Origin of the sequence: Marinobacter sp. UBA2498, from assembly GCF_002341575.1 — a bacterium.
GTDB lineage: Bacteria > Pseudomonadota > Gammaproteobacteria > Pseudomonadales > Oleiphilaceae > Marinobacter > Marinobacter manganoxydans.
This window is the reverse complement of record NZ_DDOI01000112.1, coordinates 43,332-55,443: the sequence shown is the minus strand read 5'-3', so window position 1 is coordinate 55,443 and position 12,112 is coordinate 43,332. Positions and strand designations below refer to the sequence as shown.

General features: G+C 54.5%; 9 protein-coding genes and 1 pseudogene. 4 read left to right on the top strand and 6 right to left on the bottom strand.

Going from position 1 to position 12,112, the window contains the following annotated elements:
- Positions 1 to 17 precede the first annotated feature (17 nt).
- Positions 18 to 1,180, bottom strand: a protein-coding gene (locus B2W52_RS15830; protein ID WP_085987361.1) for an IS3 family transposase whose coding sequence is annotated in 2 segments (ribosomal slippage) — positions 18 to 931 and positions 931 to 1,180 — 1,164 coding nt in all. Because the reading frame shifts where the segments join, the coding sequence is not laid out codon by codon here.
- 74 nt (positions 1,181 to 1,254) lie between these two features.
- On the opposite strand from B2W52_RS15830, the pseudogene B2W52_RS15825 reads away from it, so the two are divergent.
- The 3 genes and pseudogenes from B2W52_RS15825 to B2W52_RS15815 all read left to right on the top strand — a co-directional run.
- Positions 1,255 to 1,587, top strand: a pseudogene (locus tag B2W52_RS15825) (GMC oxidoreductase); the annotation flags it as partial.
- A 37-nt stretch (positions 1,588 to 1,624) separates the two neighbouring features.
- A complete protein-coding gene (locus B2W52_RS15820; RefSeq protein WP_236040830.1) occupies positions 1,625 to 3,310 on the top strand; it encodes a long-chain fatty acid--CoA ligase in 1,686 nt (561 codons plus the stop codon).
- Between the two features lie 84 nt (positions 3,311 to 3,394).
- Entirely contained in the window at positions 3,395 to 4,066 is a 672-nt protein-coding gene (locus B2W52_RS15815; RefSeq protein WP_008170303.1) for an OmpW/AlkL family protein, read from the top strand.
- A gap of 898 nt (positions 4,067 to 4,964) precedes the next feature.
- Here B2W52_RS15815 and B2W52_RS15810 read toward each other — a convergent pair.
- From B2W52_RS15810 to B2W52_RS15790, 5 genes are all read right to left on the bottom strand, one after another.
- Positions 4,965 to 5,990: an IS110 family RNA-guided transposase gene (locus B2W52_RS15810; RefSeq protein ID WP_008170306.1), complete on the bottom strand. Its 1,026-nt coding sequence runs from the start codon at positions 5,988 to 5,990 to the stop codon at positions 4,965 to 4,967.
- Positions 5,991 to 6,276: 286 nt separating this feature from the next.
- Complete coding sequence (locus B2W52_RS15805) at positions 6,277 to 7,527, bottom strand: NAD(P)/FAD-dependent oxidoreductase (RefSeq protein ID WP_008170308.1); 1,251 nt, start codon at positions 7,525 to 7,527, stop codon at positions 6,277 to 6,279.
- 84 nt (positions 7,528 to 7,611) lie between these two features.
- On the bottom strand, positions 7,612 to 9,249 hold the full coding sequence (locus B2W52_RS15800) for a GMC family oxidoreductase (protein ID WP_023011694.1): 1,638 nt from the start codon (positions 9,247 to 9,249) through the stop codon (positions 7,612 to 7,614).
- A gap of 17 nt (positions 9,250 to 9,266) precedes the next feature.
- Positions 9,267 to 10,679 carry a cytochrome P450 gene (locus tag B2W52_RS15795; protein ID WP_008170310.1) on the bottom strand — a complete coding sequence of 471 codons (1,413 nt, stop codon included), beginning with the start codon at positions 10,677 to 10,679 and terminating at the stop codon, positions 9,267 to 9,269.
- Between the two features lie 14 nt (positions 10,680 to 10,693).
- Complete coding sequence (locus tag B2W52_RS15790; protein WP_008170311.1) at positions 10,694 to 11,014, bottom strand: 2Fe-2S iron-sulfur cluster-binding protein; 321 nt, start codon at positions 11,012 to 11,014, stop codon at positions 10,694 to 10,696.
- A gap of 129 nt (positions 11,015 to 11,143) precedes the next feature.
- Here B2W52_RS15790 and B2W52_RS15785 point away from each other — a divergent pair.
- Positions 11,144 to 12,112, top strand: a 969-nt coding sequence (locus B2W52_RS15785) for a transcriptional regulator CypR (RefSeq protein ID WP_286803708.1), incomplete at its 3' end; no start/stop codon positions are given.

The following is a 12,112-nucleotide window of genomic DNA, read 5'->3' as shown; positions in this document are numbered from 1 at the left end:
TGTAGTGGTCAAGTGTTTTAGGCCACCGTCTTTTGAGCTTTCCAGTAGGCCTGTTCTGCCACATTCGGCGGCAATCCGCCGTTGTGTTTATGAGGCCGCAGTGCGCTGTAATAACCGATCATATAGTCCGTGACCGATTGCTTTGCCGAGGCAAAGCACGGATACCCGATTCCCGGCACCCATTCTGTTTTCAGACTCCGGAAGAAGCGCTCGGTGGGAGCGTTATCCCAGCAATTCCCGCGTCGGCTGAGGCTCTGTTTCATTTGATAACTCCAGAGCAACTGCCGGAATCGTAGGCTGGTGTACTGGCACCCTTGATCCGAATGGAACATGACTCCTGAAGGCTTTCCCCGGGATTCATACGCAATCGTCAGAGCCTTCTTCACCAGATCCGTATTCGGCGACAGAGATATGGCCCAACCCACCGGTTTACGGGAGAACAAATCGATCACAACAGCCAGGTAAGCCCAGCGCGCACCGGTCCACAGATAGGTTATATCTCCAGTCCATACTTGATTGGGCTCCTCTACGTCGAACTCCCGGTCAAGGAGATTCGGAATATCCAGGTGTGGCTGATCGGCCTTCTTGTAAACGTGGCTTGGCGGCTGCGTACTGACCAGCCCCAACTGCTTCATCCGTCGGCTGGCACGGTAACGGCTCAGCGGTATTCCGGCCTGTGTCACCATGCTGGCAATGGTTCTTGCCCCGGCTGAACCCTGGCTGGCCTCGTGTGCCTCGATAACCTGCTCCTGGAGCTCTTGCTCAGCCTCACAGGGCGTTCGATCCCTGTTACGCCATGCCCGGTAACTACTGCGATGCACCCCAAACACCTGACACAGGCGCTGCACCGCATAGCTCTCTTCAAGTCGCTCGATTATCGAGAATTGCTCAGGGAGTCCGACATCAAGAGAGCGGTAGCCTTTTTTAAGATTTCCTTTTCTTCATCCGCCCGACGAAGGCGGCGCTTCAGTTCCTGAATTTCACGCTGCTCTGTGGTCAGGGCCTCGCCTCTGGGTGCCTTGCCAGCCCGCTCGGAACGAAGTTTACGAACCCAGTACTCCATGGTGGATTTGCCAACACCCATGGCATCGCAGGCAGCTTTCACTGTGTATCCCTGGTCGACCACCAATTGAGCAGCCTCCAAACGGAATTCCGGACTGAAGTTTCTAGTTTTCGCCATCGTCTTCACCTGATTCATTATGTGAGTGATCATACACTCAAAATCAGGTGGCCAGATTTACTATGCCACTACACTCGGCCGTTAAATTTGGACGACGGATACTCGGGGCACCAACAATGGCTTTACATAGTAAACGAGAAATTAAGCCCGGAAACTCGGTGTCTTCGGACGGTCAGATTGCGGACTTTATCCGGGAAAATGCAGAGACTATTTACCACCCCGTTGGCACTTGTCGTATGGGCGCGGATCCGGATTCAGTCGTTGATCCGGAATTAAAAGTCAGAGGGATTGAAGGGCTAAGAGTTGTCGATGCCTCGATAATGCCCAGTTTGGTTGCCGGTAACACCAACGCACCCACCATGATGATTGCCGAAAATGCAGCCGACATCCTCTTGGGAAATGTTTAGGTTCAAACCCGGATTATGCCTTCTACATTGGACCTTAATGACGCCAGATACTCGCGTCAACCAACTACAAAAACGACAGGAGATAAACGTGCTTGGCCAAATGATGAACATGGAGCTCACCGTGAATTCCTTGATCGACCATGCTGCTCGCTACCATGGAGACGCTGAGATTGTGTCGATAGGAACGGATGGAAATCCCAGTCGATCTGACTGGGCAACTGTTTCGGAGCGGTCGCGACAACTTGCGTCAGCGCTTCGAACGGCAGGCTATGTCCAGGGGGATCGGTGCGCGACCATTTGTTGGAATAACGTGGGGCACCTGGAATGTTACCTTGGCATCTCTGGTGGCGGGATGGTGTGTCACACCATTAACCCGCGACTGTTTCCAGAACAACTCGTTTACGTTATCAACAATGCTCAAGACAAAGTCATATTCTTTGACAAAACGTTCCTTCCCATTGTTTCAAATATCCGAGACCGACTGGAGACGGTTGAGAAATTTGTATTGATGTCCGAACCGGACGAAGAAATTGCAGCGCAATTTCCAGGATTGTTGTTTTATGAAGAGTTTCTTCAGCGAGGAACGCCTAACGCGAATTGGCCTGAAATCGCCGAAAACCAGGCTTCAAGCCTCTGCTATACATCGGGCACCACTGGAAATCCCAAAGGGGTGCTCTATTCACACCGCTCCACCGTTCTGCACGCGCTGGTAGCTGCTCAACCCGACGCACTGAATTTATCGGCACGGGACGTGGTGATGCCGGTTGTTCCTATGTTTCACGTAAATGCGTGGGGGGTACCCTACATTACGGCGATGGTTGGAGCCAAACTGGTGTTGCCTGGTCCTGGCCTGGATGGACAAAGTTTGGTCAAGCTGATCGATTCAGAAAGCGTAACGATTGCGCTGGGTGTGCCTACAATTTGGCAGGGACTTCTCTCGGCTTTGGACGAGCTTGGCTCCTCGGCACAGTCGCTTAAACGGACGGTGATAGGGGGTAGCGCTTGTCCGCCCTCAATGATGTCGGAGTTTCGTGGTAAGTATGGCGTAGAAGTTGTCCATGCATGGGGAATGACAGAAACATCACCGATCGGAACCGTCAATGCACTGCTGTCGAAACACAATACTCTTTCGGAGGAAGGAAGAAACAAAATCCGTGAAAGCCAGGGACGGCCTCCCTACGGGGTGCAGCTCAAAATTGTGGGTGAAGACGGCCATCAACTGCCCGAAGATGGCATTGCTCAGGGAAATCTCCGCATCCGTGGTCATTGGGTGGTAGCCGATTACTTCGGTGTTGAACCAAATCAGACTCTTGAGGAAGACGGTTGGTTCGAGACAGGTGATGTTGCTTCGATCAATGATGATGGATTTATGACAATACGTGACCGCTCAAAAGATATTATTAAATCTGGTGGTGAATGGATATCTACAGTCGAATTGGAGGGAATCGCAATGGGCCATTCTGCCATCAATGAAGCTGCCGTAGTGGCGGCCTCCCATGATAAATGGGACGAACGACCGATCCTGTTGGCAGTAAAAATACCCGACGCAAATATTACTGAGGAGGAACTTCTTGCTCATTATCAAGGGAAAGTCGCCAAGTGGCAGATCCCGGATCGCGCGATCTTTGTGGAAGGATTGCCACGCAATGCCACTGGGAAAGTATTAAAAAACAAGCTGCGTTCTGAGTATGGGGAAGTATTAGTCAATAAACCGGCAAGCTAGCTTCAATGAGTGGCATTTGTGTTACGAAAAATTGCAGTTTTACCTAAAGCCAATTTGTTTTAATACCAAAAAGGATAATAAAAAATGAAACCTAAAATAATTAGTAAAGTCTCGTTAGTGGCGTTCCTTTTACTTTCACTTGCTGCGAGCCTGGCCAACGCTCAATCTGAGCCGGTTTACAGTAGAGGCGACTGGGTGGTTGGGCTGAATGCCACTAGAGTTCTAACCGATGAAGATTTGCGATCAGCCTCTGCGGGGAGTGCCCCCGTTCCAAATTCCAACCTGTCTATTAACAACGATACGACCGTATCATTCGACGTGTCGTATTTTCTGAGTAATCAGCTGGCATTTAACATTTTTGGCGGCATTCCCGCTAGTGCGGACCTCCAGGGCGAAGAGTCTCTCTCCGGTCTTTTTCTTGGTCAAACAGATTATGGTCCGGTAATTCTTTCGCTTCAGTATCATGTTTTGACGGGTAGCAACTTCTCTCCGTACTTTGGAGCGGGTGTAGGACGGATTCTCTTTTTAGATGAGAAGGATCGCGCACTAACCGACTTCGACGTCGAAGATACATGGGCCCCTGCGGTTCAGGCTGGTTTTCGCTGGAGGATACACAATAACTGGTCGGCAAATTTTGACGTTAGATATGCACCCTTCGAGGCGGATATCACCGGTAACCTGGGCCCGGCCCCTGTTCAGGCAAAAGTGGAAGTGGACCCCACTATCGTGAGCATCGGTGTTGCATATCGCTTTTAAATGCCAAGTATACCAACCGTCTGCATTTGCTGGTCGCTTTCAGCAACCTGCTGATTGATAAAAAACCTGCAGCGTAAGACCAATGCGCCCCTTTTCCGCCAAGATTGCGGAAAAGGGGCAAAAACCAGCGGTTATTCAGATCTTCCTTAGGTATATAGCCCCAGCCTTATGCATCATTTAAAGGTCTCGTATCGTTTAGTCGAGTAGTATATAGCCATCAGGACCGGCACGTCCTTACTATAGAAAACCTTTTCAGTAGTCCCGCAAGTTTCATTTAATCGAGCAAGTGTCTTAACATTAATACCGCTCGTAACTATCGGTTCTTGATGTCCACCATCAATAAGCCGGAATCTTACTGTGTTTGATTTACACACCGCTTGAAGCTTGCAGTCTGAAAAGCCCTGTCTTGGCTGCCACCACCCATCCGCATGAAAAAGCATATGCTCAGATGAACCAAAACAAGAGGTCGACACCGAATGGGCGATGTTGCTTATGAAGGATTGAGTGATCGGAACCTCTACCCATAATGGCCGATAGAGACTTCGCTTTTTCTTTGTGGGTAAAATCAAGTTCATATTTTCGTCGGTAATTGCAAGGTGAGGTTATTAGTGGGACATATAGAGAATTATTTCACCTACATGGACTCCCCCTGCGGTCAAGCAACGCCATTTGAATCCGAAGCGGTTTGAGACTGCGGCTCTACATTCGGCCTCTTTGTGGGCGTTTTTGCCCGGGCCAGGATGATGATGCGTGTGAGCGGGGACCTTATTCGTTAGTCGGCTTCGCTGAGCCGCAGAAATAAACAGGTTCTCCCACTCTCGGTCTGACCGTTCCGTCATCGCTTGCCGTTGCAAGACTCTTCTGGCAGGCTTGTTCTGCCTGTCGTTGGTGCTCGGTTTTAGCCCTCCACAGGCTGTGTCTTAAACTCGGTTTGATTCATGAGTAGTGCCCATATAATCCGGGCGTTCTTGGCCGCCATCGCAACGGCGGCCCGCTTGTATCCACGTCGTTCCACCAGGTCTTTGGCCCAGTCACTGAGTCGATCATTCTTATCCGGTAATTTTGCAATCACTGCCCGGGTGCCATGGATCAGCAGCGTTCGCAGGTATTTGTCCCCGCGCTTGGTGATTCGGCCAAGTCGCACCTTGCCACCGGTCGAGTATTGTCGGGGCACCAGACCCAACCATGCGGCAAAGTGTCGCCCACTTTTGAACTGTCTGGGGTCAGGCGCACTGGCCAGCAGGGCTGTTGCGGTCTGTGGTCCGATACCCGGTATGGCCATAAGGCGCTTGGCCTGCTCATCGCTCCGGGCCATCGCTTCGACCTCCCGATCGTAAGCCAGGATTTCTTCATCGAGCTGTCGAATGCGTTGGTTGATGTTGTTGATTAAGCGGCGAGCGAGCATGGGTAAGTCGTTTTCGGCATCCTCCAGGATTTCGGGAACCCGGCGCCGTGCGGCGTAACGGCCCTGGGGAATGATCAGTCCGAACTCGGCCAGCAGCCCACGAATCTGATTGATCTGCGCGGTGCGTTCTTTGGTCAGTCCACGGCGAATACGATGCAGGCACAGTACGGCTTGCTGGTCTTCGGTCTTGATTGGAACAAACCGCATATTCGGCCGACCTACTGCCTCACAGATGGCCTCGGCATCGTTGTCGTCGTTCTTGCTGCTCTTGCGATAGGGCGCGACAAACCGGGGTGCAATGATTCGGACATCGTGGCCGAGTTTGGTCATTTCCCGAGCCCAATGGTGGGCACCCGAGCAGGCTTCCATGCCAATCAGGCAGGGTGGGAGCTGAGCGATATAAGGCAACAGCTTGGGCCGGTTCAGTCGTTTGCGAACCACGACCTTGCCGTGTTGATCGGTGCCATGAATACTGAACACAGTTTTCGCCAGATCGATGCCAATGGTTGTAACATTCATGATGACTCCTCCTGCTTTTGATTGAAGATGTCAGACACCTTCAATGTGGCACATCGATGCCGTGGGAGCAGGGGGAGTCCATATCATTCGCTATGGTGCTCTCGGTTTACCAGAGCAACAGTAATGTGTCTGGCTACGGGAAATTCCGCCGGTTGTGGCTCACGCATCCTTTGCGCTCACTGAAAGCTGTCGGTCGTAGGATATGATATCCATAGGCCGTATGAGTTGTGCATTGCTTTCGCAATTTTGGGCAAACTAAGGGCACAGCTCTACTCGGTCGTCAATTTCAATTTATGGACTGACCGCTCACCAAGGACTTCAGTTCAATATCCGGATCCTTCAACATTTCAGGATTGACCTGCCTGCGTTGTTGAACGAGGGTCTTGCCGACCATAAAAGCGATGGGCAGGTTGACCGCATCAACAGCAATGACACAGCCATCGCGGAGATAGAACACCGCAAATCCCTTGTCTTCCGGGCTTCCGCGCAGCACACGCTGATCATGATGTTGCGACAACCCCACCATCTGCAGACGCACGTCATATTGGTTCGACCAGAACCATGGAGCGCTGTTATAGGGTTTCTCCTCGCCCATCAGGGTTGCCGCCGCTGTCCGGGCCTGATCAACCGCGTTGGCGACAGATTCAAGGCGCTGCATCTTCTCGAAGAAAAGATTCCGGTGGCGGGTACAGTCGCCGATCGCCAGGATGGCGGGATCTTCTGTGCGGGTAAACTCGTCAACAATAATGCCGTCATCACAGGGCAGGCCGGCGGCCTCAGCCAGGGCGGTTTCCGGCACAACACCCACTGAAACGAGCACGATGTCGGCCGGTACAGTGCCGCCGCTCGCCAAGGTCACGCCAGCCACATGCCCCTGATCGCCCGCTTCGAAACCGGTTACCGCCGTGTTCAGCCGCAGATCCACGCCGGCGCTGCTGTGTTTGGTGTAAAAAAACTCTGAGATTTCCGGGCCTGTTACACGCTGCATAAGACGCTCGGCCGCTTCCAGTACTGTGACATTAACGCCTTTTTTGGTGGCACTGGCTGCCACCTCAAGTCCAATGTAACCACCACCCACGATGACCAGGCGCTTCCCCGGGAGCAATTCTTCACGCAGGGCATCCGAGTCAGCTATGTCGTGCAGATAATAAATGCCCTCCAGGTCAGCCCCGGGTGCGTTCAGGCTTCGGACGTGGGACCCCGTGGCCAGAACCAGTCGATCGTATTTCAATGTGCTCTGGTCCGACAGGCTGATGGTCCTGTTGTCCCGATCAATCTGTTCGGCACGCACACCAAGCCGCAACTGATGGCCGGCGTTCTCGTACACCGAGCGCGGCTTCAGGTACAGCGACGCCTGATCAACCTCTCCTGCCAGATAGTTCTTGGACAGGGGCGGCCGCTGATAGGGTGGATGTGGTTCTTCGCCCACCAGAATCACTTCCTGTTGATATTTTTTTTGCAGCAGGGTTGTCAGGAGCGCACCCGCTGCGTGCCCGCCGCCAACGATGACTGTCGTCTCTTTCTGTTGGTTTGCCATAGTCTGTCTCTGCCTGTTGTTCTCTGGGATCAGATTGATCAGAAGTCCGGATGCCAGCTGTGCGCCGGGATGCCCCCCGCAGCGCTAGCCGACCGTCTCCCCGGCATCCTCAAGTATCATCGCGGCGCCTTTCTCGCCGATCATGGTTGCCGGCTGATTGGTGTTTCCGCCGACCAGCGTCGGCATGATGGAGGCATCGACCACCCGCAGGCATTGCAGGCCATGCACGCGCAGGCGCGGATCGACCACCGCCATCGGATCAACACCCATCTTGCAGGTGCCAACCGGGTGGTACGCTGATTCACCGCTGCGCCGTACCCATGCGGCGAGATCGTCGTCATTCTGGAGCGCCGGCCCGGGCGAGACCTCAACCTCGTGGTGCGGGGCAAAGGCCGCCTGCGCCAGGATTCTGCGCACCAGATGTACCCCGCGTACCAGTCGCTCGACATCGGCGGACTCGGCCATGTAGTTGGGGTCGATCAGCGGCGCCGCAAACGGGTCGGCACTGTGCAGACCGACGCGCCCGCGCGACGATGGCCTGAGCCCGTAGATCATCACCGCGTAGCCATAACCGCTCATCGCGGTCTTCAGGTCTCGCCCGTGATCGTCGTACAGCATTGGCGCGAAGTGCAGCTGCAGGTCGGGTATCGGCTCCTCGGGCCGGGAGCGGATGAACCCGCCGGCCTCGGCGCCGTTGCTCGACAGCACGCCCCGCCGGCCGCTCAGATACGTCAGAGCGCCCCACAGCCCCTTGAGCCAGTAGCTCGGATGCATCGAGATGCTTTGGCGGCTGCGGGCGCTGACGCGCACGAACACGTCGATATGATCCTGGAGATTCTGCCCGACGCCCTCCAACGCATGGCGCAGTTCTATGCCATGCCGGGACAGTTCCTCCCGCGGACCGACCCCGGACAGCATCAGCAGTTGCGGCGAGTTGAACGCGCCGCCGCAGAGCACAACTTCGCGCCTGGCACGAACCTGCGTCTGCCCCGTTGTATCGCGGTATTCGACACCGGTGGCGCGGGTGCCTTCGAGTAGCACCCGGGTGACATGCGCGCCGCTGCAAACCGTCAGGTTGGAGCGCCCCGCAGCGGGTTCCAGATACGCCCGCGCATTGCTACAGCGTGTGCCGTCTTTCTGGTAGGCGTAGTAGAAGCCCACGCCCTCCTGCTCACTGCCGTTGAAATCTGTATTGAGCCGGTACTTCGCCTGGGTTGCCGCCTCGACAAACGCAATGCTCAGCGGATTGGTATAGCGCCGCTCGGCAACGTTCAGCGGACCACCCTGACCATGAAATTCTGCCTCATTCAGCGTAAGTTTGGGCTCGAAATGTTCCGATCGGCGGAAGTAGGGCAACACCTCGGCGTATGACCACCCGTTGCACCCCAGCCGTGCCCACTCGTCGTAGTCCCGGGCATGCCCGCGAATATAGACCTGCGCGTTCATGGCGCTGGAACCGCCAAGCATCTTGCCCCGCGGCTGAAAAAGCGCCCGGTCGTGCATGTGACGCTGCGGTTCGGTATTGAACTGCCAGTTGTAGCGGCGGCTGAACATCAGCTGCAGGAAACCCAGCGGCATGTTCACGAAAGGGTTGCGGCGGCTCTCCGGACCGGCTTCAAGCAGCAGCACAGAATGGCGACCGCTCTCCGACAGGCGGCTGGCGACAGCACATCCGGCCGAGCCCGCGCCAACCACGACATAGTCAAATTGTTCGGTCGTCATCCTGGTCAGCCTGTTCATTAACTTTTTGGTGTCAGCTGGACCATCAGCTCCGAATAGCCCCGCACGAAGTTGGACTGCACGCGCTCCGGCTCGCCGACGACTTCGATCTTGTCAAAGCGTTTGAGAATCTCTTCCCATAGGATACGCAGTTGCAATTCCGCCAGGCGGTTGCCCATGCAACGGTGAACACCGTAGCCAAATGACATATGGTTTCGTGCGTCCTTGCGATCGATAATGAAGTGATCGGGGTCCTCGAACTTGCGCTCGTCACGGTTGCCCGAGGCGTACCACATCACAACGCGATCGCCCTTTTTGATGGTCTGGCCGCCCAGCTCAACATCTTGCTTGGCGACTCGGCGCATATAGGCCAGCGGCGTTTGCCAGCGGATGATTTCCGACACCATGTTCGGAATCAGTTCCGGTTTTGCCTTCAGTTTTTCGAGCTCCTTTGGGAATTCGTTCATGGCCACCAGGCCACCACTCATTGAGTTGCGAGTGGTATCATTGCCGCCAACGATAAGCAGCGTCAGATTGCCGATAAACTCCATCGGGCGATTGATCAGATCTTTGGTGTCGTCGTTGCTCTGTAGCAGGCTGATCAAATCGAAACCGGGCTCTTCGCCCGCCGCGCGGCGCGCTTCTTTATCCCTCCAAAGCTTGGAGAAAGACCAGGCCATGTCTGCTGCGTCGTCAAACATGATCTCTTCATCGGCAAACTCGCCGCCGGTCGCCGAGGCTGCACCGGCCATTCGATCCGACCACTCCACCAGCTTGTGACGTTCCTCGTAAGGAAAATCCAGAAGGGTTGCGAGCATGCGACCGGTGAGTTCCTTCGATACAGTGGGCACCCAGTTGAAGGGCTGGCCCAGAGGCAGGCTGTCAAGCACATCGCCGGTACGCGATCGGATCAGCTCCTCCATTTCCTTCAGGTTCTTCGGTGCCACCACGCCCTGTACCGAGCTGCGCTGCACATCGTGTTTTGGCGGATCCATCGCTATGAACATTTCCACCGACAGTCCCTCTGGAGGGTCACCCAGAATGATTTGCGGCTCGGCGGAAAACAGGTCGTGACTCTTATCCACGAACATGATGTCTTCAAAGCGAGTCACCGACCAGAAGGGGCCGAAGGGGCTGTTCTTCTGGTAATGGACCGGAGCCTCATCACGCAACCGTTTGAAATAGGCGCGCCACTGATCCTGCCGATATAAAAACGGATTGCTGACATCGATGTCCTCAAGGGCCAGCGTGTTAACGTCCGGGATGGCTGATTCAACAAATTCGGGCACGGGCCGGCGTGGGCCGAAGGCCTTCTTCTTGGCGCCCATTAACAGTTTCAGCCCCTGGATCTGCCTGTGCATCGGCACCACCCTGGAGGTAGCATTAATCACTCGGGACTGAATGTCGTCAAATGTTTTGGACAGTGTTGGCATGCGTCCTCCTATGTTCACATCTGGAACTCGGGTAAATGCACGGTCATGCCGTCCATTTCATCAGTAATGACCACCTGGCAGCCCAGGCGCGAAGTGCTTGCCCGCTCCGGGGTCATTGACAGCATTTGCTCTTCCTCACCACCAGGCGTACCTGTCTTTCTGAACCAATCGTCCGAGACGATGACGTGGCAGGTACCACAGGCACACTCTCCCCCACAATCCCCGTCAATACCGGGAATCAGATTGTCAACGGCGATTTGCATTACCGAGGAACCAGCTTTGAATTCAGCGACATGTTCAGTTTGATCATGTTCTATAAAAGTAATCTTGCCCAATATTGTTCTCCTGCCAGTAGTTTTCAGTAATAGATATTGTCTGTCTAACGACACTCCTGTCAGGTCATTTCTTGACAAGCTGAGGTCATTTAAAGACAAAATGACGTTCATTCAGGACGGGGAAGATCAATGATGACGACGCAGAAGACGGGTGATTTGCAAAAACCCGGTCCCGGCATTCCATCGAATTACTCACGGCTCATTGCACGTGAGCTCGATTTAACAGCCAAACAACTGCCACGTCTGCTGCTCGGCACCGGGCTTGGTGTGACGCAATTCCTGAGCGAGGAAAGCCTGCTTACCGCAGCGCAGCAGGTGCGGATTCTGCGCAACGCACTGGATCTGTCCGGCCAGCCGGAATTAGGGTTATGGCTAGGCAAGCGACTGACCCCGGCAACCCATGGTGCGATGGGATTCGTGGCCTACAGCAGCCCCGACTTTCTCACTGCGCTGCAAGCGATTCATACTTTTCTGCCCACGCGCGCGAGCTTCATCCAACTGCATTTGCGGCAAGTCAACGAGCGCCTGGAATGTATTCTGGACTACCAGGAGTCGCTGGACGATGACATACAGCGGTGCCTGTCGGATGCGATGGTTAAGGCCCTTTTTGAATTTGGCGAGTTTATAATTGGTCGCCCTTTGCATGAGGCTGAAATATGCTTCGCTCATCCTGAACCCCCGTATCAGGCAATGTATGCCGATTTTTTGCCCGGGCAGATTCGCTTTGATTGCGACCAGTTAAAACTTACGTTGCCGATGTCGTTGTGTCGGGAACCGAATGCCTCCGCCAATCACGAAAACTATCGTCTGGCCTTGCAACAGTGTGAATCGATGCTTGCGCAACTTCAGTCGGATAAACCGAGCTATCAGACCCAGCTGAAGATGATGATGTTGTCCCGACCGCCCGGAACGCTCAGTGAAGACGAAGCAGCGGCCTCGTTGTTCATGAGCAAACGCACCCTGGCACGCAAACTCAAACAGGAACGCAGCGGTTTTCGGAAAGTTCGCGACGAGATTCTGTCCCAGCAGGCAGCGACCTACTTGCGTGACAGCCAGCTGTCAATCGAGGCCATTGCCGCGTTGATGAACTATCACGAC

Excerpts from the sequence above, each read along its gene's own strand:
- B2W52_RS15820 (WP_236040830.1), top strand. The coding sequence starts at position 1,625 with ATGACGCCAGATACTCGCGTCAACCAACTACAAAAACGACAGGAGATA.
- B2W52_RS15815 (WP_008170303.1), top strand. The coding sequence starts at position 3,395 with ATGAAACCTAAAATAATTAGTAAAGTCTCGTTAGTGGCGTTCCTTTTA.
- B2W52_RS15810 (WP_008170306.1), bottom strand. The coding sequence starts at position 5,990 with ATGAATGTTACAACCATTGGCATCGATCTGGCGAAAACTGTGTTCAGT.
- B2W52_RS15805 (WP_008170308.1), bottom strand. The coding sequence starts at position 7,527 with ATGGCAAACCAACAGAAAGAGACGACAGTCATCGTTGGCGGCGGGCAC.
- B2W52_RS15800 (WP_023011694.1), bottom strand. The coding sequence starts at position 9,249 with ATGACGACCGAACAATTTGACTATGTCGTGGTTGGCGCGGGCTCGGCC.
- B2W52_RS15795 (WP_008170310.1), bottom strand. The coding sequence starts at position 10,679 with ATGCCAACACTGTCCAAAACATTTGACGACATTCAGTCCCGAGTGATT.